This window comes from Gracilimonas sp. (genome assembly GCF_031581265.1).
Lineage (GTDB): Bacteria > Bacteroidota > Rhodothermia > Balneolales > Balneolaceae > Gracilimonas.
The window spans coordinates 48,668-72,166 of the sequence record NZ_JAVLBQ010000002.1; the positions used below are offsets into that span (position 1 = coordinate 48,668).

23 protein-coding genes are annotated in these 23,499 nt (G+C 42.1%); 18 read left to right on the forward strand and 5 right to left on the reverse strand.

What is annotated here, in order from left to right; genetic code table 11:
* Positions 1–14: 14 nt before the first annotated feature.
* Positions 15–2,255, reverse strand: coding sequence for a polyphosphate kinase 1 (gene ppk1 / locus RI561_RS01265; protein ID WP_395078398.1), 2,241 nt, complete (start codon positions 2,253–2,255; stop codon positions 15–17).
* A gap of 91 nt (positions 2,256–2,346) precedes the next feature.
* On the opposite strand from ppk1, the gene ruvB reads away from it, so the two are divergent.
* The 7 genes from ruvB to RI561_RS01300 all read left to right on the forward strand — a co-directional run bounded on the left by ruvB (position 2,347) and on the right by RI561_RS01300 (position 6,798).
* Complete coding sequence (ruvB, locus tag RI561_RS01270; protein ID WP_395078399.1) at positions 2,347–3,363, forward strand: Holliday junction branch migration DNA helicase RuvB; 1,017 nt, start codon at positions 2,347–2,349, stop codon at positions 3,361–3,363.
* Positions 3,364–3,397: 34 nt separating this feature from the next.
* Positions 3,398–3,616 (forward strand): hypothetical protein, encoded by a 219-nt coding sequence (locus RI561_RS01275; RefSeq protein WP_395078400.1) that lies wholly within the window; start codon positions 3,398–3,400, stop codon positions 3,614–3,616.
* Positions 3,616–3,930, forward strand: coding sequence for a type II toxin-antitoxin system RelE/ParE family toxin (locus RI561_RS01280; RefSeq protein WP_395078401.1), 315 nt, complete (start codon positions 3,616–3,618; stop codon positions 3,928–3,930). The genes RI561_RS01275 and RI561_RS01280 overlap by 1 nt, the downstream gene beginning before the upstream one ends.
* A gap of 182 nt (positions 3,931–4,112) precedes the next feature.
* Entirely contained in the window at positions 4,113–5,237 is a 1,125-nt protein-coding gene (gene metK, locus RI561_RS01285; protein WP_395078402.1) for a methionine adenosyltransferase, read from the forward strand.
* Between the two features lie 106 nt (positions 5,238–5,343).
* Positions 5,344–5,589, forward strand: coding sequence for a DUF6364 family protein (locus tag RI561_RS01290; protein WP_395078403.1), 246 nt, complete (start codon positions 5,344–5,346; stop codon positions 5,587–5,589).
* The gene (locus tag RI561_RS01295; protein ID WP_395078404.1) at positions 5,586–6,002 is read left to right on the forward strand and encodes a PIN domain-containing protein; all 417 of its coding nucleotides are present in this window, start codon (positions 5,586–5,588) and stop codon (positions 6,000–6,002) included. Before RI561_RS01290 ends, RI561_RS01295 begins: the two co-directional genes overlap by 4 nt.
* Positions 6,003–6,012: 10 nt before the next feature.
* The gene (locus RI561_RS01300) at positions 6,013–6,798 is read left to right on the forward strand and encodes a DUF6962 family protein (RefSeq protein ID WP_395078405.1); all 786 of its coding nucleotides are present in this window, start codon (positions 6,013–6,015) and stop codon (positions 6,796–6,798) included.
* A 2-nt stretch (positions 6,799–6,800) separates the two neighbouring features.
* On the opposite strand, the gene RI561_RS01305 is transcribed toward RI561_RS01300, so the two are convergent.
* The gene (locus RI561_RS01305; RefSeq protein ID WP_395078406.1) at positions 6,801–8,480 is read right to left on the reverse strand and encodes an amidohydrolase; all 1,680 of its coding nucleotides are present in this window, start codon (positions 8,478–8,480) and stop codon (positions 6,801–6,803) included.
* A gap of 202 nt (positions 8,481–8,682) precedes the next feature.
* On the opposite strand from RI561_RS01305, the gene RI561_RS01310 reads away from it, so the two are divergent.
* The gene (locus tag RI561_RS01310; RefSeq protein WP_395078407.1) at positions 8,683–10,017 is read left to right on the forward strand and encodes an amidohydrolase family protein; all 1,335 of its coding nucleotides are present in this window, start codon (positions 8,683–8,685) and stop codon (positions 10,015–10,017) included.
* Positions 10,018–10,123: 106 nt separating this feature from the next.
* Here the strand turns inward: RI561_RS01310 and RI561_RS01315 are convergent, their stop codons facing one another.
* A complete protein-coding gene (locus RI561_RS01315) occupies positions 10,124–10,282 on the reverse strand; it encodes a hypothetical protein (protein ID WP_395078408.1) in 159 nt (52 codons plus the stop codon).
* A 522-nt stretch (positions 10,283–10,804) separates the two neighbouring features.
* Positions 10,805–11,476, reverse strand: a complete 672-nt coding sequence (locus RI561_RS01320; protein ID WP_395078409.1) for a hypothetical protein — start codon at positions 11,474–11,476, stop codon at positions 10,805–10,807.
* 148 nt (positions 11,477–11,624) lie between these two features.
* Here RI561_RS01320 and RI561_RS01325 point away from each other — a divergent pair, with 148 nt between their 5' ends.
* From RI561_RS01325 to RI561_RS01345, 5 genes are all read left to right on the forward strand, one after another.
* On the forward strand, positions 11,625–12,944 hold the full coding sequence (locus tag RI561_RS01325) for an amidohydrolase family protein (RefSeq protein WP_395078410.1): 1,320 nt from the start codon (positions 11,625–11,627) through the stop codon (positions 12,942–12,944).
* Entirely contained in the window at positions 12,941–14,137 is a 1,197-nt protein-coding gene (locus tag RI561_RS01330) for an amidohydrolase family protein (protein ID WP_395078411.1), read from the forward strand. The genes RI561_RS01325 and RI561_RS01330 overlap by 4 nt, the downstream gene beginning before the upstream one ends.
* A 15-nt stretch (positions 14,138–14,152) precedes the next feature.
* Positions 14,153–14,623: a YybH family protein gene (locus RI561_RS01335; RefSeq protein WP_395078412.1), complete on the forward strand. Its 471-nt coding sequence runs from the start codon at positions 14,153–14,155 to the stop codon at positions 14,621–14,623.
* A 135-nt stretch (positions 14,624–14,758) separates the two neighbouring features.
* Complete coding sequence (locus RI561_RS01340; protein ID WP_395078413.1) at positions 14,759–15,397, forward strand: transposase; 639 nt, start codon at positions 14,759–14,761, stop codon at positions 15,395–15,397.
* Positions 15,398–15,485: 88 nt separating this feature from the next.
* Positions 15,486–15,995 carry a YdeI/OmpD-associated family protein gene (locus tag RI561_RS01345; protein ID WP_395078414.1) on the forward strand — a complete coding sequence of 170 codons (510 nt, stop codon included), beginning with the start codon at positions 15,486–15,488 and terminating at the stop codon, positions 15,993–15,995.
* 70 nt (positions 15,996–16,065) lie between these two features.
* Here RI561_RS01345 and RI561_RS01350 read toward each other — a convergent pair whose 3' ends face one another.
* Positions 16,066–18,657 (reverse strand): M14 family zinc carboxypeptidase, encoded by a 2,592-nt coding sequence (locus RI561_RS01350; RefSeq protein WP_395078415.1) that lies wholly within the window; start codon positions 18,655–18,657, stop codon positions 16,066–16,068.
* 631 nt (positions 18,658–19,288) lie between these two features.
* On the opposite strand from RI561_RS01350, the gene RI561_RS01355 reads away from it, so the two are divergent.
* The 5 genes from RI561_RS01355 (at position 19,289) to RI561_RS01375 (ending at position 23,249) form a co-directional block, all read left to right on the forward strand.
* Complete coding sequence (locus RI561_RS01355; protein ID WP_395078416.1) at positions 19,289–20,332, forward strand: BF3164 family lipoprotein; 1,044 nt, start codon at positions 19,289–19,291, stop codon at positions 20,330–20,332.
* A 55-nt stretch (positions 20,333–20,387) separates the two neighbouring features.
* Positions 20,388–20,870: a fasciclin domain-containing protein gene (locus tag RI561_RS01360; RefSeq protein WP_395078417.1), complete on the forward strand. Its 483-nt coding sequence runs from the start codon at positions 20,388–20,390 to the stop codon at positions 20,868–20,870.
* Positions 20,871–20,872: 2 nt separating this feature from the next.
* A complete protein-coding gene (locus RI561_RS01365) occupies positions 20,873–21,427 on the forward strand; it encodes a hypothetical protein (RefSeq protein WP_395078418.1) in 555 nt (184 codons plus the stop codon).
* A 325-nt stretch (positions 21,428–21,752) separates the two neighbouring features.
* Positions 21,753–23,009, forward strand: a complete 1,257-nt coding sequence (locus tag RI561_RS01370) for an Nramp family divalent metal transporter (protein ID WP_395078419.1) — start codon at positions 21,753–21,755, stop codon at positions 23,007–23,009.
* A 93-nt stretch (positions 23,010–23,102) separates the two neighbouring features.
* A complete protein-coding gene (locus RI561_RS01375; protein WP_395078420.1) occupies positions 23,103–23,249 on the forward strand; it encodes a hypothetical protein in 147 nt (48 codons plus the stop codon).
* The last annotated feature ends 250 nt before the right edge of the window (positions 23,250–23,499 follow it).

Consider the following 23,499-nt stretch of genomic DNA (forward strand, 5'->3'; position numbering starts at 1 on the left):
TCCATCCCGATAAATTAATTAGCTTTAGGTATGGGTTCCGCTGAATCTCGCATGTGGTTCATTAAATAATCGTGGGCACTTAACTTTGAACTTCCTTTTTCTTTCTGGGCTCGCTCATAACTACCGTCTTCCTGAAGCAGCCAGCGCTGTTTGTTATCGTTGAAATAAATATTGAGTACAAACTGTAAGTATTTTTTGAGCTTCTCATTTTCGATTGGAGCAATAGCCTCCACACGAGCGTCTAAGTTACGGTGCATCCAGTCTGCAGAGCCGATGAAATACTTGTGTTCTCCCTTATGGTTAAAATAATAAATGCGCGAATGTTCCAAATATCGACCTATGACAGAGTGAACCCTAATATTTTCACTCATCTCTTTTTTACCCGGAATCAAGCGACAAACACCCCGTACAATTAAATCAATTTTAACACCCTCACTGGAGGCTTGATACAACCGCTGTATAATAAGCGGATCTTCCAGGCTGTTCATTTTTGCAATGATCCGGGCAGGCCTACCCTCTTTGGCCTCGTTTATCTCAAAATCAATAAGCCGATTCATTTGTTTGCGCATGTGGTTCGGAGCCACCAATAGCTTCTCAAATGTTTGATCCGGGGCATAACCTGTCAAAAGATTGAAAACATCAGTAACATCCGAACACAGCTTTTCTTCGCAGGTGAATAAAGCCAAATCTTCGTACAACTGGGCCGTATCCGGATGATAATTCCCGGTACCTATATGACAATAGGTTCGGAGTCCGTCGCTTTCCTCTCGTACCACCATCGTCATTTTAGTATGAATTTTAAGCCCGGGAATCCCGTAGGCCACATGCACGCCATAGTTTTCAAGTTTTTGTGCCCAGTTTATATTTCGCTCCTCATCGAAGCGGGCTTTAATCTCCACCAGTACAGCTACCTGCTTTCCTTCTTCAGCAGCATTCATTAATGAATGCATGAGCGGGGAATCTTTGGAGGTTCTATACAACGTTTGCTTAATCGCCAACACTTTGGGATCTCGTGCTGCCTCTTCAATAAACCGTTGCGTTGAAAGCTCAAAACTATGATAGGGATGGTGCACCATAAAATCTCCCTTTTTAATAACCTCAAATATGCTGGGGATCTCTTCTTCGGGATTGTGTTTGAGTGCGGGATGAAGCACCGGGGTCCAGTTTCTTTCTTTAAGCCGGTTAAATCCCTTCAACTTCGCTATTTCCATTAAATCTGCAAGACCAATAGTCCCTTTCATCTCATATACATCTTGCCAGCTTATATTTAAATGCCTGATCAGATATTTTTTCAGGTGTTTGGGCATTTTTTTATCCAGCTCAAGGCGAACGATTTCAGCAAATTTCCGTTCCCTCAATTCATCCTCAATCGTCTCCATTAAATCCTCTGCTTCTTCTTCATTCCGGTCAACAGAAGCGTTTCTTGTTACCCGAAACATATGTGCAGAAATCACCTTCATTCCCGGAAAAAACTGATCCATCTTTTCACGGATCAAATCTTCCATGGTAATTAAAATCACCTTGTTTCCCTTTCGGTGTACCTGAACAAACCGGTTTCGATTGGTCGGGATTTTAAGCCGCGCAAACGACTTTTCTTTAGTCCTTGGGTTGATAAGTTCTATAGCAAAAGAGAGGCTTTTATTTGATATGAAAGGAAACGGGTGCGACTCATCCACAGCCAGGGGCGTTACAATTGGATACACCTGTTTTTGAAAATATCGATCGCTTACGCTTTTCTGATAATCCGTCAGATCTTGATACGCTTTTATCTCTATTCCTTTTTTAGAAAGCTTTGGAAGCAGGTCATCAAAAAAGCAACTTCTGTATGACTCTATCATGTTATGAACTTCACCCCGAACAGCCTTCAGCTGATCTGATGGAGTCATCCCGTCCACGGAAAGTTCTTTTACCTCGGCCAATAACTGTCGTTTAAGACCGCCTACTCTTTTCTGAAAAAACTCATCCAAATTCGAACAAACTATGGACAAAAACTTAACCCGTTCCAATAATTTATTACTGTCATTGTGAGCCTCTGCCAACACCCTTTCGTTGAATTTTAGCCAGCTCAGTTCGTAATTAAAGAAATAATCTCTCCCGAAAATTTTTAGATTACTTTCGCGCAGATCTTTGTGCATCCCTTTCTGCTTCAGGATTTCATTTTTCTTGGGGTTTGCCATCTTTTTGACAAACTTGTTTTTTTGTTCCATCGAGGGGTCAAAGGTTACCTCATCCGGTGAAAGCGATGATTTTTTCATTTCACTCATTCTTGATTATCATATCACAATTAGTACTAAAACTAAGTATAATTACATTAACTTAGCGTAAACAATTATCTAAGCTCATAACGTGAATAACCCGCTTTTAAATCCCGAAGAAAAAGAAGACGCTTTTGAACAAACGGTTCGTCCCGGTTCGCTGCAAGAATTTATTGGCCAAAAAAAGACCATTTCCAATCTCTCCGTTTTTATAAAAGCTGCACGTCAGCGGGGTGATGCCCTTGACCATGTGATTTTATCCGGACCGCCCGGCTTAGGTAAAACGACGTTGTCTTACATTATTGCGAATGAAATGGGCGTGAAAATTCGTCCTACCACAGGACCGGTTCTTGAAAAACCCGGAGACCTTGCCGGAATGCTTACCAACCTTGAAGAAGGGGATGTTCTTTTCATTGATGAAATTCACCGGCTCAATCCTGTGATTGAGGAGTATCTCTATTCAGCGATGGAAGATTATAAGCTGGATATTGTTATCGACTCCGGTCCCAATGCACGCAGTATTCAGATTGAACTGAATCACTTTACCCTGGTTGGAGCTACTACAAGAAAAGGATTATTGACCGCTCCCCTTCGCGCCCGATTCGGCATTGATATGAGACTGGATTATTACGATGTAGAACTCCTGCAACGTATTGCTCTCAGAACAGCAGATATTATGGGCATGGGAATCACAGAAGCCGGAGCGCATGAAATTGCCAGAAGAAGCCGGGGCACGCCCAGAATTGTCAACAAACTGCTGCGCCGCACCCGCGATTTCGCCCAGGTTGATAACGTGGATACCATCGATGAAAATATTGCCGACAAAGCACTCAACGCCCTCGATGTAGACCAAAACGGACTGGACGAAATGGACATTCGTATCCTCAAAGCCATCATTGAAAACTACAGCGGCGGACCCGTTGGATTGAGTACCTTAGGTGTGGCTGTAGGCGAAGACAAAGGAACGATCGAAGAAGTATATGAGCCTTTTTTGATCAAAGAGGGCTTTATGCAGCGAACCCCAAAAGGACGAATCTGCACCAAAAAAGCTTACCAGTATTTAGATATCGATGATGGCAAGATGGAACAGGATTTGTTTAATTCGTAAATTCTATTCTACTTCAATTTAATTAAAAGTTACTATGGATATTCAAACCACTAAAATTGAACTTGCCAAACTGGTGTTAGAATTGAATAATCCTGAATTGGTAAAAAAGATTCATGACTTAATTGTTTCAGAAGAAAATGAATTCAAACAGAAGCTAAGTTCAACAGAAAAAGAAGAAATAGAACTGGGACTTAAACAATTAAATCGTGGAGAACGGATTTCAATTCAAGATTTTCTTAAAAAAGTTTCATAATGAAGGTTTATTTATCTCCTCTCGCAGAATATAAACTGGAGAAACTCTTAACATATTTAGAAGAGGAGTGGGGCAAAAAAATACGGGATAATTATTTAGAGCAGTTTGTAAATAAAACCATTCAGGTTTCAAATTTTCCATCCAGTAATCCAAAAATTGATGAATTTGACGGGGTTATAAAGTGTGTAGTCACTTCACAGTCTTCATTTTATTACAGAATCAGGCAAAATGAAGTTGAAATAATTACTTTAGTCGATACTCGACAAAAACCTGACCGAATTATTAAAGAAATTCGAGATCATTTTAAATCTTAGACAAATTTTTGTTTAGGTAGGTATTACTTCTGTAATCTTATCCCCCATATTTTTTATGTGTATAATCTTTAGCTTTTTTCTCATCAAATCTTTTTAACTTTGCGCCCTTTGTGATTATCATCTCTTGTTGGTAATTCAATTCCCTAACCAAAAGTACCTTATTTCAAGATTATATTATTTACATGAAAAATTTATTTACCTCAGAATCAGTTTCCGAAGGACACCCGGATAAAGTTGCGGACCAAATTTCAGATGCTATTTTAGATTCCCTCCTGTCTGACGATCCCGAATCCCGCGTAGCCGTAGAGACACTTGTAACAACAGGGCTTGCCGTAGTTTCCGGGGAGGTCACGACCGATGCTTATGTAGATGTTCAGGAAATTGTGCGTAATGTAATCCGTGAAATTGGCTACACCAAAGCTTCCTACCGCTTCGATTCTGAAAGCTGCGGCGTGCTAACAACCATCCATACTCAAAGTCCCGATATTGCTATGGGGGTGGATAAAGATGGCGCCGGTGACCAGGGAATGATGTTTGGGTATGCTACCCGTCAAACTCCAGAGTTTATGCCCATGCCCCTTCAGTATTCTCATGATCTGTTAAGGGAATTAGCACGTATTCGCAAAGTTACTGACCTGATGCCATACCTCGCTCCCGACAGTAAAAGTCAGGTTACTATTGAATATGATGACAAGGGACAGCCCAAACGAATTCATACCATTGTACTTTCCACCCAACATGATGAGGGCGTTGAACAGGAACAGATAAAGACAGATATCAAAAAGCATTTGGTTGAAAAGGTACTTCCTGCTGAATTACTTGATGATGAAACCATATATCATGTTAACCCAACCGGAAAGTTTGTAATAGGTGGTCCCCATGGCGATACGGGTCTTACCGGACGTAAAATCATCGTAGATACCTATGGTGGATTTGGAGCTCACGGCGGCGGGGCTTTTTCCGGGAAAGATCCTTCTAAAGTAGATCGAAGCGCGGCTTATGCTTCTCGACATATCGCTAAAAATGTGCTTGCCGCAGATTTAGCCGATGAATGCCTTGTTCAGCTTGCCTATGCTATCGGTGTTCCCGAGCCGGTTTCCATCAACGTAAATACGTATGGCACCGGAAAAATGAGTGATGTAGAACTGGCCGATAAAATTGCCAAAACTTTTGATTGTACTCCAAAGGGAATTATTGAACGGTTCAACTTAAAATCTCCTATCTATCAACAAACGGCCGCTTATGGGCACTTTGGGCGAGAAGAGTTTCCATGGGAGAAACTGGATTATGTGGATAAATTGGGGTAATTCATTCCTACTTCCACAGAACTTGAAAAAAGCTTAAGTCTTTATAAACAATCTGAATTGCTTTTTTTCGTTGAATTGACGTATTTAATCTTAAAATTGATACGTCATGAAAAAGAAACTAACACTCAGGCTGGAAGATAACCTTATTGAAGAAGCAAAAGAGTATGCTAAATCGAAGAATACCTCCGTTTCTCAATTAGTAGCAGACTATTTTAAAGCAATTGATGCTCAAAAGACCGACAAAAAAGCTGGTTTTTCCCCTATTACTTCTTCACTAATAGGAGTGTTGAAAGAAGGTTCCTCTAAAAAAGAAGATTATAAAACTTATCTGGAGGAAAAATATCTACAGTGAATATATTATTTGACACCAATATTATATTGGATGTGTTCCTGGAAAGAGAAACATTCTTTGAAAACTCTGTTCACCTACTTGACTTAGCAGAAAAAAGAATACTTAACGGATGGTTAGGAGCTACTACAGTCACCACCTTATATTACCTTTTGCAAAAGGAACTAAACAAAAAGAGAGCTAATCAAATAACTAAGTCTTTGTTTAAAATTTTCAATGTATGTCCCGTCAACAGGACGGTCCTCGAAACAGCTATTGAAACAAATTTTAATGACTATGAAGACGCCGTACTTTTTCAGGCTGCTTATCACTCAAGTCTGGATGGTATTCTAACTCGTAACAAAAAAGATTTTAAAAATGCGACGATTTCGGTTTATACTCCGGAAGAATTAATATCTGCCCTTCAAGAACTTTAAACCTTACTCATTGGATAACGAGCGCTTTCAATCTGATTCCGGCCAGCCCACGATAGAGATATTCGATATCCCCATCATGGAACCGATGGTTACCTTCACCGATCTTTGGATCACGGGCGTTTGCTTATTCGCTCTTTTCAAATTGATGAAGCTAAACAAAAGGGGGAAAGTGCATCAATATATGCGCTGGTATTTTGGTATTATGGCGCTGGCTACTTTTTTAGGGGGTGTTTTGGGGCACGCTTTTCAATATGCGGTAGGACTGGAATGGAAACTCCCCGGTTGGCTCATCAGTATGCTTGCGGTGATGGCGGTAGAGCGAGCTTCTATCATGCATGCCAAGCCGGTTATTAACGACAAGTTTGGAAAATTTCTGGAAGTAGCAAATGTGGTGGAACTACTCACTTTTGCAGTGATCACTTTTTACACTCTGAATTTCTTTTTTATACAGGTTCACTCAGCCTATGGCCTGGGACTTGTCGTACTTCCTTTGCACTTCCTGGTGTACTGGCGAACCCGAAATGAAGGTAGTCGTATCTTTTTCTTATCGGTGCTATTTGCAACCTTAGCTGCTTTCTTCTATACCAGTGAAATCGGACTTCATACCTGGTTCAACCACCTTGATCTGGCCCATACCGTGATGGCCATCAGCATGTATTTCTTTTATCGCGGTGCTCGCAAGTTGGAGGTGCTAAAGCCGGAGGATATCAAAGAAGATAAAGGTAGCTTTGGTGATGCCGTTCGGGATTCACTTAATGGGTTGAAAAAGAACTTCAGGGGAGAACGTTTACATTAGTTCTACCTCTTATATACAATTTCACCATCCACAATAGTATAAAGCACATTAACATCTGGCAGGTTCATGGGATCTACTTCAAATAAATTTTGGTCTAATACGGTGATATCTGCAAGTTTCCCAACCGTAATGCTTCCCTTGATGTCATCCTCGAAATTAGCATAAGCTGTATTTAAGGTATAGGCTTTTATGGCTTCTTCCATAGAGATTCGTTCTTCAGGAAACCATCCGCCCTCCGGTTCACCGGTCATCGTTTTTCGTGTTACAGCTGCGTACAATCCATACATGGGACTAATATGATATTCTGCAGCAGCGGTTCCCGGCCAATCCGTCCCAAAACTCAACATGGCTCCACTGTCCTTAATGCTTTTGAAAGCATAGGCTCCTTCCGATCGATCTTTTCCAATTCTTTCTTCCATCCAGCGCATATCATCACTGGCATGGATTGGTTGTACCTCCGCTATTACATCCAAATCACCCATTCTGGCTATATCTTCATCCTGCATAACTTGTGCATGCACCAACCGGAAGCGCCGGTCTTTTTCGCCGTTTTCTTCAATTAAATCTTCCAGCATATTTAACAGCAGGTGATTGGCTTCATCTCCAATGGCATGAACCGTGAGCTGTAAGCCTGCTTCATCGGCGCCTTGCATGTAGCTGTAAAATTTATCCGGGGCATAGTTACCGTCCTCATCTACCATCAATCGGCGCCAGCTTCCTCGTTCATCCGGGTTGTGATCATATGGTTCATAAAAGCGGGCCGAACTGTTCCCCATGATTCCGTCAATATGTCCTTTCAGGGAACCAAATCGAATCCATGCATCTCCCGATCCAATTTCCATGCCTTGCTCAGCAAGTTCTTCCCATCTTTCCAGGTGATACCGGTAATGAATTCGAGCCGTCAGCTCTCCCCGCTCCTTTAAATCTTTATAAATTTCAACCTGTGTATCATCTGACATATCGCTGACATTCGTAACTCCGTACTTCCTCATTTCGGCCAGCGCATTTTTGGTTTGCTGAACACGACGCTCATAGGAAAAATCGGAAGGAATAAATTCACTGAAAAAAGAATACACCTCTCCGGTTACAATTCCGGTGGGATTTCCGTTGCCATCTCTTTCAAACTCCAGTCCCTCTGCCTGTGGGTTATCAGGATCTAAACCGGCTTCTTCCATTGCTTTTCGGTTTATCGCATACTCAGACCGGTCAAACCGCTGTATAAAAACGGGATTGTTTTGAGTGATTTCTTCAACCCGAGACATATCCGGGGTGAACCGCTGTCCGGTTCCACCACCGGGACTTCCAAATTCCCAATCATCATAAGCGCCCCATAATCCACCTAAAATCCACTCGCCATCTTCAAGTCGGCCTACTACATCTTCCACTCTTTCCACAAATTCTTCTTGCGAAGAAGTTCTCATGATGTTGAATTCTAAAAACCGGGCCGCATTTGCAAAATGAACGTGATTGTCGTTGAAGCCCGGAACTACAAACGTCCCTTCAAGATCTACCACCTGGGTGCCTGAGCCTTCCCACTGACTGATTTCTTCTGTTGAACCGACCGCCGCAATTTCATTATCAACGATTGCCACCGCTTCTGCTTCAGGCTGCTGATCATCTACTGTCCAGACGGTTCCATTGATTAAAATTAAATCGGCCTCGTTGCCGGAATTACAACTCATTATTAATGGTGAGATAATGAAAAATATGAGTATCGGAAGTTGAATTCGCATAATTTTAAATTGGTTCGAATTGGTAAAAGAGAATACTGTATTAGCGGATGTTGTTCAAGCTCTTATAGCTTTATCACACCGCCGAATAAACTTCTTTAGTTTGTCGGTTTTTTCTGCTTAATTAGTCATGAACTTTATCATCATTCTGACTATGAAAAACATTGCATATTTATTTCTCACAGTTCTATTTATGGCTGCTTGTTCAGCTCAGCCAAGTCAACCTCAAACGGTTTTCACTAATGTTCATGTATTGCCCATGGACAGCCAACAAATTCTGCATAATCAAACCGTAGTTATTGAAGGAGATCGCATTGTGGAGGTTGGCCCTGCCGGTGAAGTAACGGTGTCCTCCAATGCCACTACTATTGACGGAACCGGTAAATACCTGATGCCCGGCCTCGCCGAAATGCACGGACATGTTCCCCCAACCAATCCCGGCCCCAACGCCCCGGATTATTTTGATGAAGAATATGTGGAAAGCACGTTGTTCCTGTATGTATCCGCCGGTATCACCACGGTGCGAGGGATGTTGGGATATGAAGATCAGCTTTCTCTCAAGGACAGTGTAAGCTCAGGAGCTTACATCGGACCCAATCTCTACCTCGCAGGACCCAGTTTTAACGGCAACTCAATTACCTCCCCTGAAGAGGCCCGAAACCGAGCTATCCAACAGCATGAAGAAGGCTGGGACCTGCTCAAAATTCATCCCGGGTTAACCCTTGAAGAATACGATGCCATGGTGGAAGCTGCGAATGAAGTGGGCATCACTTTTGGCGGACATGTGCCGGAAGACGTCGGCGTGATTCATGCCATAGAATCCGGGCAAATCACTATCGATCATGTGGATGGATATGTACGATATCTGAGTCAGTTTGAGGGTGATGAGATGGAAGAAAAGCTTAGCGAAGTGATACAGCTCACCAAAGAAAATAATGTCTGGATCGTGCCTACTATGGCTCTTTGGGAAACCATCATCGGGGCAGCCGATTATGAAGCGATGAAAGAATATGATGAGCTAAAATATATCCCCGAAGCTGTACGGCAAAATTACTTTAATTTTGCGGATAATCCCCAAACCGGGTATACCATTGGAGATCCTCAAGAGCAGGCTGATTTCAGAACCCGGATTCTTGCTGAAATGAATGAAGCCGGTGTCAAAATTCTAATGGGTACAGATGCTCCTCAACTGTTCAGCGTACCCGGCATTTCGATTCACAGAGAATTGCCCCATATGAAAGAGGCTGGCATGAGTAACTTTGAAATCCTGCAAAGCGGAACTAAAAATTTTGGTGAGTATTTTGCCGATTGGGATGACTTTGGAACCATAGCCGTCGGTCAACGGGCAGACCTAATTCTGGTAAATGAAAATCCCCTGGAAGACCTTTCTGCAATCCAAAATCATGCCGGAGTGATGGTTCAGGGCAAGTGGTATTCACGGGAAATGATTGATGAAAAACTGGCTGAGATTGAGGAGTATTATAATTAGGGTGATTTCTGGTGTTGATGCCAAGAATTCCAAATATCAGAATCGTTTGACCAACAGCTTAAAATAAAATCGTCCATCGTAAATCGATCGTTCGATTCATCGCAATTCAAAGAACTGGAAGCTGAGCATCCTGGTAAGCATTGCTAAGCCGTAGCTTAGTATTATGGAGTCCATCTTCTCCCAACCCATAAAACCCGTCATTGCTGTAGATGTTAGATAATTCGTTGACAGTTTCGTAATTGAAAAGGCCCTGTAGGGGCCGCATATGAATAGCCCTCGACGAAGCCAAGCGAATGCGGGCTTAGTCGGGGGTAACGAAAGTAGAAAAAGGATAAAGCTTCGCCCAATAGGTGATTTAGCCTCTGGTGGTTATCGAAGCTTGGGCATCCATCTCTTTAATGACCACCTTCCCACAACCCTGCGAAAACCAATGGAGACATTGGTAACCATTTCACCTTGGGTTTTTAATTTTTCTGACGAATTATCCCAGGGTTGCTCCCGCTTACGCGGTTTTACCCCGGGCTATTCATATGTGACCCCTACAGGGTCAAGAAGGAAAAGAGAATCAAAATTTTGTTCTTGAATTATCTAACATCTACAATTGCGAGGAGGCTACAATGTATAATGCAGGGTTAATGTGTTTAACGACGCGGCAATCTCCCTAATACAACTTGGGAGCTTCAACAATGAAGCTTTAGCAAGAACGCTTCCACAAAAGACAGATTGCCACAGGCTTTGCTCACTCCGTTCGCCGGAGCCTTCGCAATAACTGGGCTTTTGTTAATTTTTATTGATCAAACAAATCCCGTACGCTATTTTCAATTTGATCGATTACTCCATCTTTAATGGCTTCCTCCATTGCCCGCTGCAAAATAGGTGCTAAAACCTGACGGATGACATCTGAAATAGTGTTATTGCCATCGCGACCGATACCTTCCAGTTCAATACTGCTAAAGCTTACCTCCGCGTTATGCTCCCGATCTATAGAAGTACTCACCTTTATATTTCCATCTTCAATAAGCAGGTACTCAATGATCATTGTTTTTTCGGATGATGATTCTGAATAATTCATCATATTATCATTCAGTACTTTAAGGTTTGCGCTGACACCTTTTTGCTCAAAGAACAAATCCGGGCTTTTTATCGTTATTTCCTCAACAAGAATTTCGTCCGAAAAAAGTGACCAAACATCTATTTGCATTGACATTTCCCCAATTTCCATCGCCGCTTCATCACTAAAACCTTCCGGATTTTGAACGGAAAATCCGGAGACACTTCCTGACCCGCTAAACAGCGAAATTGAGACACTCTCAACCTGCACCCCTCTACCCATAAGTTGTGATCCATGCTTTTCTATCCCAGATTTAACAATGCCATCTATAGTTAATGTCAGTGCTATAAATGCTAAAATCAGCAAGGCTAAAAGTCCGCCAAAAATTTTTAATCCGTTCTTTTTCATTTTTTATTTAAGGTTGATTTAGATTCTATTATCTAAATAGATATAACGAAGATATGTTCCATTTTCTACTTTTTTACGAAGCCTTGCTTTACTCTCGCTCGTTTTTTTATAAATTGCGCTCGACTAATTTTAAGTAACTACTATTCTTATGCAAAAACTGATACGCAGCTTTGCGCTCGCGATGGTTGGTGTGCTTTTGTTTGGGGTGAATGGGTTTTCGCAATCCACACCTCAAGCTTTTACGGGCGCACAGATCATTCCAATCTCCGGCGAGCCTATAAATAACGGAGTGCTCGTGGTGGAAGACGGAAAAATAGTCGCTGTTGGCGATGAAAATACCCGTATTCCCAATAACGCTGAAGTTCATGACGCAACCGGCAAAGTGATCATGCCCGGACTCGTTGACACTCACTCTCATATTGGAGGTGGCGACGGAGGCGACCGCTCTTCTACTCTTCACCCCGATGTCCGTATTATGGATTCCATAAACCCACGAAGTGAGTCCTTTAAAAGAGCTCTTGCCGGTGGAATCACCTCTGTAAATGTGATGCCCGGATCCGGTCATTTGATGAGTGGACAAACCGTGTACCTGAAACTTCGTGATGCTAATACCATCGAAGACATGCTCATCTATTTAGATGATGAAAAAACCATTTATGGCGGATTGAAAATGGCTAACGGAACTAATCCCAGGGGAAATCCTCCTTCGCCGGGAACTCGCGCCAAAGCTGCATCCATGGTTCGTGACCTGTATATAAAAGCCCAGGAATACCAAGCCAAAATTGAAGCTGCTGACGGAGACGAAAGCAAGATGCCACAGCGCGATATAGGTATGGAAACCTTGGTTGAAGTACTTGAAGGAAAACGCATTGTACATAATCACACCCATAAGCATCAGGATATTTTGACTGCGATTCGGTTGGCTGAAGAATTTGGATACCGTGTGGTTTTACAGCACGTAAGTGAGGCCTGGAAAGTAGCTGATGAAATTGCTGCCTCCGACAATGTAGTTGGTTCATCTATTATAACCCTTGATTCATTTGGTGGAAAAGTGGAAGCCAAGGATATCAAAAACTCCAATGGCCGTTATCTTGAAGAAGCTGGCGAGTTGGTCGGATTTCATACCGATGATGGAATCACTGATTCCCGCTTATTCCTGCGTTCTGCGGCAATGGGTATCCGAGAGGGAATGAGCAGAGAAGGAGCTCTTGAGGCAGTGACCATAGCCAACGCTATAATGATGGATATTGATGATCGCGTGGGAAGCCTTGAAGAAGGCAAAGACGCTGACTTCGTTATTTTGACCGGAGATCCATTTAGCGTGTACACCCATGTTGAACAAACCTGGATAGAAGGTCAGAAAGTTTGGGATCGTGCTAACGAAGAAGACCGGAAATATGCTACCGGCGGTTACCAAATTTATCCCGGACAAATTCATACTCACCATGGTAACGGAGGCTCTCAATGAGATATTTAAAACAATTCATACTGATACCTGCACTTTTACTGGCTTTCCATTTTTCAGCTGAAGCACAAATTGCCGTAAAAGGTGAAACTGTTTACACCATGGCAGGAAATCCTATTTCTAATGGCGTGGTACTGATTAAGGATGGAAAAATTGAACGGGTTGGTTCTTCCTCAAGTGTCAATATTCCTTCAAACTACGAAGTTCACGAATCCAAAGTAGTGACTCCCGGATTGATCGACGCACATTCTGTGGTTGGCTTAGCCGGACACCTAAACGTGGACGCAGACCAAGACCAGCTTGAAACCTCGAATCCCATTCAGCCTGAGTTACGCGCCATAGATGCTTACAATGCTCGTGAAGCTTTGGTTGGGCATCTGAAAGATTTGGGAATCACTACAGTTCATACCGGACATGGTCCAGGCGCTTTAATTAGTGGCCAAACCATGATTACTAAAACCACCGGCGACAATGTGGAGGACAACCTGATCGAGCCGTCCAAAATGCTGGCTTTTACTTTGGGGAATAACATAAGCGGTGCGTTTAGCAAACCCGGCACACGGGCTAAAACAATTTCCATGATGAGGCAGGAACTGATCAAAGCACAATCTTATCTCGAAAAAAGAAATAGCGATGAGGATTATTCCAAAGATCTTGGGATGGAAGCCTTGGCGGATCTGCTTGAAGGTAAGATGACGGCATTGGTCACTGTTCACCAAGCCCATGATATCATGTCAGCTATTCGACTACAGGAAGAATTTGGCTTCCCCATGGTTCTTGACGGCGTAGCTGAAGCGTATTTGATTATTGATGAGATCAAAGAGCGCGGATATTCCGTGATCATACACCCATCTATGATTCGTCCCCGTGGCGATGCTAAAAATGCCTCCATGGAAACGGCTGCTAAGTTATACGAGGCCGGAATCCCGATCGCTTTTCAAAGTGGTTTTGAGGGATATGTACCTAAAACAAGAGTAGTTCTTTTTGAAGCCGGAGTAGCAGCAGCAAATGGCTTGGGTAAAGAAAATGCGCTTAAAGTCTTAACCATTGATGCTGCAAAACTATTAGGTATTGACGACCGTGTAGGCTCTCTCGAAAGAGGTAAAGATGCCGATGTGGTTATGTTTGATGGTGATCCGCTGGAATATGTCACAAACGTGACGGGCGTATTCATCAACGGTGAAAAAGTGAAATAGGCTTAGCCCAATACTATGACTAAATCATTTAAAAAAGCGATGGAGCCGGAAGAAATTCCGGCTCTTTTTGTTGAGGCCTGGATGAAGCGTGATGCAGCTATGCTTGCTTCTTTGTTTACCAAAGATGCCGAATTCATAAACGTTGTGGGACTCTGGTGGCATAACCGTGAGGATATCCAAGAAGCGCATGCTTATGGTTTCGAAAACATTTTTGGGAATTCTGACCTGATACTTCGACAAACCAAAGTTAAATATCTGAATGAAGACATTGCCATAGTAAATGCCCGGATGCGTCTCAAAAAACAAACCCCAAAAGGAGATGTGGAAACTCCTTCTTTGAGGCAGAATATCTTCACTTTTGTAGTTCAAAAAATTGGGGACTCCTGGAAATGCGTAGCCTCCCAAAATACAGACATCATCTCCGGCGCCGAAACAAACATCATTGATCAGGAAGGTAATTTTAAATCTGTTAATTACAGGAAATGAAGTACTGTTGGGATTTCAATGGCTTAAATAGAATTATATGTAATAAAAGACATTGTGGTTCGGTTCGCCCGAACCGAAAATTGCTTAATTAAAGCACCTTATTTAGATTCTTTTGAACCAATACTTGGGGTACACATGACTTTTTACAGAAGAAATTTACCACACTTGCAGCCTGCCGGAGCTGAGTATTTTATTACATTTCGGTTAGCAAACTCTCTTCCGAAAAAAGCAATTGAGCGTTTGAAAAAGGAAAGGGAGCTTTTATTTAATGAATATTCTCAAGGTGACAATGATAAATCACATAGAGAAGTTAATCGCAGAATTTTCAAAAAGTACGAAGAACAATTAGTTAAAAATAATCGCGGCCCGACTTGGCTAAAAGATGCTCCTATTGCCAAAATTGTAGAAGGCGCTATCCATTTCAGAGATAACCAAGAATATGAACTATACGCTTATTGCATTATGCCTAATCATGTTCACTTGGTTTTCAAACATTTGACAAACAAGGTAAAACAGGAGCCGGATGAATATCCCGTAACTAAAATATTAGCGTCGCTAAAGAAATATACTTCAAAACACTGTAACATCGCATTAAATAGAACCGGTAATGCTTTTTGGCAGGATGAAAGTTATGATCATGTAATAAGAGACACTGAAGAATTGAGAAGAATAATTTTCTATACTCTTCATGATCCTGTAAAAAGTGGTTTTGTTGATGATTGGCAGGATTGGGAGCACAGCTATTGTAAAAGTGAGTTCCGGGATTTATCCTAACTAAATTGGTGAATACGACATTACGGCTCAGGCGAGCCGTGCGACGTTTTATAAATCGTATTTTCAACTTTTACAGACTTTTGTCATCATGCAACCCATCACTTTTAAATCTCATATCGAACTCCTCCCAAAGCTCAAGTTGCATCATGTTACCGTGCCTGCAGAAATTGTGGATGAAGTCGGGGGAATTGGTACGCGACTAATGTGCTCCATCAACGAGCATGCGCCCTTCCATTCCGGTATGGTTGCTTTGGGCGGTGGAGCTGCATACATCACCGTTAATAAAAAGCGGATGAAAAAGTTTGGCGTCGGAAAAGGCGATGAAGTAACCGTTTCTATTGAATTGGATGACAGCAAATATGGAATGGAGGTGCCGGAAGAGCTGGAGGCGTTACTCGAACAGGATCGAGAAGGGGCGCGTCGTTTTGAAATGCTCGCTCCCAGCAAACAGCGGTATATCATTCATTATGTATTTCAGGTGAAAAGCAGCCAAAAGAAAATTGATCGTGCCATAATGCTAATCAACAACCTGAAATCTATGCCGGAAGATGAGTTTGATATCAGGAAATTACTTGGCCTACCTCCCAGAGAAAATTGATGCAATAAAAAACGCTCCGAAGTCATCCTCCGGAGCGCTTTATAATTGATTAACTACAATCAAGATCTATTTAGTTGGTCGTTCCGCCGCTTATGGTGTGACCAAAGAACACGGCATTCGCAAACAACTTATTGGTTCCATACCAAAAGGCACGGAAGTTTGGATTGTCCATCATAGCGATTACACGGCCGCCGCCATAACCACTAACCACGATGGCACCGGAGTTTTTAGCTCGCTCCAGGTTTTCATCATTACTGTAACCGGCTGCCAGCGGGTCATCGGTGTAATACAGTGGAGTTGAATATGGGTTATCCCCTTTCTTTATGAAGGTAGTGCTGCTTCGAAAAACAGTGATATCTTCACGATTAAATCCATAAGCAATTGGGTGTGTCAGGTCGAGTTTTGCGTTGAATATACTCCCTCCAATACCCTGAGCTCCACGATCAGGTCCTGCTTTTATGTATGGTCTTTGTTTAGGCGCTTCATCCTCTTCGCCTTCTTCATTATCACTCTGCACATACTCGATATCAGCAAGATCCTGAGACATCGCCCAGTTTGCTCCGTATCGATAGGCGATTAGTGTTCCGCCCTGACGAACCCAGCTTTTCAGGTTTTCCGTAGCTGAATCAGAAAGGCCATAGCCACTGGTTACAATGGTATTATAGCGACTCAGATCTGTTCCACCCACTTCCTCGGCAAGGATGATGGATGCGGCCATGTGATATCGCTGATCAAACAGGTGCCATGCTTCACCGATTTCATAGGAACTGGTTCCCGGTCCGCCAATGATGGCTACTTTTGGATCTCTGAGATCTTCAAAGTTTCCGCTTCCCAAATCCATTCCGGTCGTTGGGGTAAGTCCCGTGGGTAACTCGTACACGGTAATTCCATCTTCTTCCGTGATGGTTTCCATGAGATCATGTACCATTTCCGGGTCGTCCTGCACACCCATTGGAATCATGATGGTACCATAATCAAAATCTTTGGCACCGTTAGCTATTACCGATTTAAAAGGTCTGGAAGCCACTTTAGCTCTTACTCCCCGAGCCAATAACCTATTAAGGGCACGTGGCGCATAATATTCATCCCACTCAAAAGCGTAAGCATATTGAGCTTCATCACCGACTAACGATCCTTCCAATTCAAGGTCAGCCAGGGTAAATTCATCACCTAACATATTGTTGTTGTAATCACCATCTAACTCTGCGAATGGCAGGTTGAAGGCATAGGGCATAGTCCAGGCTGATACATCATAAAACAAGCTATCGGTGAACTCGGTACGACGCTCAAACATCGCCGTGATCAACTTGTACTGCTTCTGATTGGTAGGAACCACATATGACTTTCCGGCTTTGAAATCATCGTAATCGCGATCCAGTTCATACACATTAATTTGGTTGCGGTGCAGCATTTCAGCCAGGTGCTTGGTTCGGGCCTGATCGGCTTCTTCCCCAAATACATACGCCTTGATTGGTGCATCAGCTGCTTCCTCAGCTGCTTCTTTATAAAACTCACGGGTGTTTGCGAGCAATTCTTCTCTGAGTCCCTGGGCTGAAGCTAAGGTAGATAGGGATGTCACCACTTGATTTCTAATAGTAAATGGAAATTCCAGAATACCATGAACACTTTCCTGTGCATGACCTCTGGAACTTGCCTGCTCAAACAGAATTCCGATAGAACCATTTACATCAGGATAGGTGGAGCCTTTTCCATAATAGAAATCATCAAAGCTCTCTTGTGAATAGTACAGAGACTGAATTTCATCCAGAGCCTCGGCATGATATTCAGCAATGGCACCAGTTAAAGCCTGATTTCTTTCCGGGGTGATGGGGTGCGTTCGTGAAGGAATTCCCGGCTGAAAGAAAAAGGTGGAGTTGGTTCCCATTTCGTGGTGATCGGTCAAAATTTGTGGCACCCACTCATGGAATTTAGCCACACGACCTTTACTCTCGGGATGCTGCATTAGCAGCCAGTCGCGGTTCAGGTCAAACCAATAGTGATTGGTACGACCACCCGGCCATTCTTCATCAAACTCTCGGCTTTGTGGGTCGGTGACCAACACGTTCTTACTTTTGTTGGTATTCGCCCAATGTGCAAATCGGTTCAGCCCATCCGGGTTAATGTTCGGATCAACGTTGATGATGGTATTTTGTAGCATCTGATTGATCTCAGCCCCTTGTGCAGCAGCCAAATAATATACCACAGCCAAAGAAGCATTTGTACCGCTCGGCTCGTTTCCGTGCACACTGTAGCTCATCGTTACTACCACCGGCATTTGGGATAGATCCAGCTCATCCGAAACAGAAGCATCGGTCAGCTTCAGGTGTTCTTCTTTGATGGATTCAATGTTTCGGTGATTTTGGGGTGAAGTAATGGTGAGCATCAACAGCGGGCGGTTTTCATAGGTCCGTGCGTACTCATCGATGGTCACCCGGTCAGAGGCTTCTGCGACTGCGTACATGTAGTTTACCAGTTGGTCATGGCGAACGTGCCATTCCCCAACCTGGGCACCAAGGATTTCTTCCGGGGTTGGAATTTGTGAGTTGTAGGTTACATTATCGGGGAGGTAATAGTCCAGTGTGACCGGCTCAGGATTGAGTACCTGGGCCTGAACCATCACCCCGAAAAACAAGGCAAAAAGAGCAGTAAAGAATGCTTTCATAGTGATCGTAGTTAGTTAAATGTTGACGTATATAATAATGGGTTTTATGGTACCATTCCAAAATGAAAAAAGTTTTAAAATTCGGGGAGGGAATTGAATTAAAAACTGAGGGCGGGATGAGATTAGGGCTTTTTACCTCGGGGCTTGAGGCTAGTCCTCATTTTGACATTCCGCAGCGGAGCTACGAAATGAGGGTAATCATTTGATTATATATATATATATATGTATATAATAGTAACAGACTATACATCATAGGGGTAACTTAAAATTATAATTAAATTTATAAAACAATGAATACTTTAAAAAAAATAACGGGGGCTTTAGTCTTGCTAACTCTCCTCTTTTTTAATCTGCAAATAACATCTGATAGTTTTGAAATAAGCTTCAAAGGTGAAAAAGCAGATGCTGCTCACTTTGGTACAGTAACTTGCTACTCAACTTATGACAGTGACTGTGGGTGGTGGTATGAAAGTTGCACAAATTTCTATGACTGTGGGCCCTGCACACAGATTACAAATGGCAGTGATTGGGCAGATCCCGGGCAATGTATATATAATCAAGATTAAAAAAAATCCTAATAAAGGCAGGGGACAGAAGTCCCTTGTCATTATTATTAAATTCATCATATATAATGAATAAATACATTTTTCTTATCAGCGCTTTAATTATATCAATTTTAGCATTTGTAAGCTGTAATTCAGCAAATAATGGTGTCACGAGCATTAAAGCATCAAACCCTGTCAATGCATCTGCCACTGAAACTTATACTTTACAAGAAGATAATAATCCTATAAACCCTTCGAATATCTTTAATTTAAATAACGAGTATTTGATTGTTATAAACAGGGCAGACCAAGGAGTGTTTAGAGTGTACAATCTTCCAGAATTAGATTATCTATATTCATGGGGTCGAATGGGCCGGGGACCTGATGAACTTTCCTTTGTCTCTTTATCGCAAATTAATACCACTTCATCAGGACTTCTCTTATTAGAAAATGAACTGGCTCAACTCAAGTATTATGAAGTAACTGATACTGGATTTGTATTTAAAAAGAAAGCCAATCTATCTTACCCTTCCAAAAAACAGCCTTTCAATAATCTTATTCGAGTAAATGATAGTACATATTATGCCAGATATGGATATGATAAGACAACCGATAAGGAATTTATAGCACTTCGCCCTGAACTTAATGAAGTATTATTTACTTTTGGCACCTATCCCGGTGGTTCAGATTTAACAGGACCCGCTCGATCTCAAAAATATTCAAAAGTATCTACTGCTCAGCCGCAGGGTGAACTCTTTGTCTCTTTTTACCGACATTTAAATCGTTTTAAAATATTTAACTACGAAGGAAATCTAATAAGATATATTTCAATCAATGATGATTATATAACCGATGATCCAAGTGAAGATTATATTTTCCGGACTATTGCCACCTCTACAAACGAGCATATTTATACCTTAGGCGTCTTTAATACCGAAGAAAAGTTAAGTCAAGATCCTGATAATTTTACCCCTATTATTGAGATATGGTCATGGGAAGGCAAACCAATTAAAAGACTCAAGATTGATCAAAAAATCCATCGCTTTGCTGTTTCAGATAAATATGAAACACTTTATGGGTTTTCAATATTTGATCCTTCTAAGATAGTTACCTATAAGTTAGATCTTTAAATATATGCGTGTATTATTTTTAACATTATTCCTTTCCTTGATTCTTAATTCTTGTATGCAGGACAAGAAGCCTGCCCAACAACAAAATCCGGCAGTTCCAAATAAAGTTATATCTGAAGAAATGACCATTCTGGATTTTATTTCAGAGAAAGAAAATTTCTCGGATTTCTTACACCTCATTAAACATGTAAATCTTGACGATACTTTAGACCAAGAAGGTTCATTTACATTATTAATACCCTCGAATACAGCGATGGGTAAAATACCTAATGAGAAGCTTGAGTATCTATTAAAAGAAGAAAACAAGGAATTACTTACTCAAGTTGTAGAACTCCATTTCGTTAAAGGAGAGTACATATTAAATGAGTTAACCAATATGCAGGAATTAAATACATTTTATCCAGTCTCTAATATCCATGTTAGAATAAAAGAAGGTTCATTAACACTCAGTCAAGGCAAGCCTGTACATTCATTTGTCGGTCTTAGGAATGGAAATGTCCACGTCATGGATAGAATACTTGTTCACCTAACATTTTAAACATGAAGAAATCAACTTTTATCATTGTTACATCCTTACTCATACTGTTAAATATTTCTTTACTTTACCAAGTATCTCACTTGAATAACACAGATAACAATACTTCTAATACTGTAGAAGTTTTTGATAAATGGGGTCCTGAAAGTATCGGTACAAGCCATGCAAAGATAAATCATTCAGAAATTGAAATTCCTGATTCCGGTATCGTTTTTACAGTGGTAATGACCGATTTTGGCTGCAACTCATGTATGGTAAATGAAATACGCTTATTAAATGACTTATATAGTGATTTTCCCAACAAAATTGCTGTTTATATACATTCTAATGATAATTCCTATTTAGAACAATTTAAAAACACATTTCCTGTACAAGTAATTTCAAATAAAGAAAACATTCTTGACAATACTTTTGAGTTTTCAAACCCGATAGGGCTCATAATAGACTCTAATAAATTAGTTCAGAGTATACATATGGCACAACCTGAGAACCCTGGGGATCGAAATTTTTATTACAAAAAGATAGAGTCCTTGCTTAGCTCATTAGAGACAGAAATATAAAATTCACTCTCTATTTGTTAGTCACTATTCTAAAGAGGTTAAGTTTTCTTCGTTCCGTAGCTCCGCAGAAAGCCTAACTAAGGCTCCGCCTCAAACTTCGAAGTAAAAAGCCCTGATTTGGGGCACCCGGCAATTTTGTACTTACAAAAACAGAAGCTATTTATTGTCAGAATCATTTAGAAGCTTTTAGCCCGTTAAGACATATCGGCTCAGCGAGCCGAGGTACGTGTATTGGTTCGCCAAACCGTAATTCTTTTACCCGCCTCAACCCGGTTCCGATATTTTCATTATAATCATCCCGAATTGAATGCTAAACGAGCGGGATATGGAATCGGAAAAAGTTAAATCAACGTTCAAATATGCTTTTGGGCCGGGATTGATCCTGGCAGCGGCAGCTATTGGGGTTTCGCACCTAGTGCAGTCCACTCGCGCCGGGGCCGATTATGGGTTTACCCTCGTTTGGGCGGTTATCATCGCCAGCCTGATGAAGTATCCCTTTTTGGAGTACGGCCCAAGGTATGCCGCTGCTACCGGGGAAAGCTTGATTTCCGGCTACAAGAAACTGGGCAGCTGGGCCCTTTGGATCTATATCATTTTTACGTTGGGGACAATGTTTGCCATTCAGGCTGCGGTGACTATCGTTACTGCTAGTCTTGCCGTAGAGCTTACAGGCATCGAACTCCCCTTGTTGGTTTGGAGTATCATTATCTTGGCTATTTGTATCGGGATTTTATTCCGCGGACAGTATTCGGCACTGGATTCCCTCATCAAAGTGGTGATGACGGTACTTACAATTTCTACCGTGGTGGCTTTTTTAGTAGCGCTGATGGAAGGAGGGCAACCGAATTTGCCTGAAGCTCCTTCGATTTGGAATGTGGCCGGGATTACCTTTTTAATCGCCCTTATGGGCTGGATGCCTATTCCCATTGATGCCGCCGCCTGGCATTCGCTATGGACCCTCGAGCGGGGGAAACAAACCAATCACCGTTCCACCCTCAAAGAAAGCCTGCTGGATTTCAACATCGGGTATATCGGGGCTTCTATTTTGGCGCTGATCTTTTTGGGATTGGGGGCGTTGGTGATGTTTGGGTCGGGCGTCAGCTTTTCCTCCTCCGGAGCGGCCTTTGCCCAACAACTTATCGAACTTTACACCAACACCCTTGGCGACTGGGCCCACTGGATCATTCTCATTTGTGCTTTCACCACCATGTTTAGCACCACGCTTACCGTAACCGATTCATACCCCCGGGTGTCCCAAGAAATAATTCGGGTGATGAAACCCACTGACCAATCCGAAGCCCTAATCTTTTCATACAAAGGCTTACTCATTGTGATCTCCATCATTTCGATGGGCGTGCTTTATTTTATGGGGAGTCAGTTTACCCTCATCGTTGATTTGGCCACGTCCCTTTCTTTTCTGACGGCCCCGGCCTTAGCCTTTATAAACTACCGGCTAATTATGTCTTCCTATTTCCCCGATAAACACAAACCACCAACCTGGCTGAAGATCCTGAGCTGGCTGGGGATGATCTTTTTAACTGCTTTTGCTTTGGCATTCTTTTACTGGCGGTTTTTTGTGTGAGAGGTTCACGTACTACGGCTCGCTGAGCCGTGCTGTTATAAATAGGAGTGTACTTTAGTACAAAAAAAGTTGTCATCCCGATGTGCCCGTTAAGTGGCAAAGGGCACCCCGGCTGAACACGAGGGATCTCAAAATGTAAAGCTACTTGCCAGTGCAGATATTGAGACCCTTCGCGTAATACCTCTAGCCCTCCCAAACTTATTTCCTGCTCAGGGTGACAACCCGGAAGAATTTATTTAAGAAAATTTCTAATCTTTAGAGATAAATCTGTCAGTGGTTCTTGACTAATTTCAACATTTTTGCCCTTGGCTTACACCCTCCGCCAGACTTCACATTCGTTCAGTCCGACACCTCCCTCCCCGACACTCGTGTACGGAACAGGCAAGGGAGGACTGGCAAAAATCACAAGCTTTTTTGTTTCGCGACCAAAATAAACCTGTCAGGTTTCGTCCTTTCAAACTGATTTTTGAAAAAGTAGAAAAACCTGACA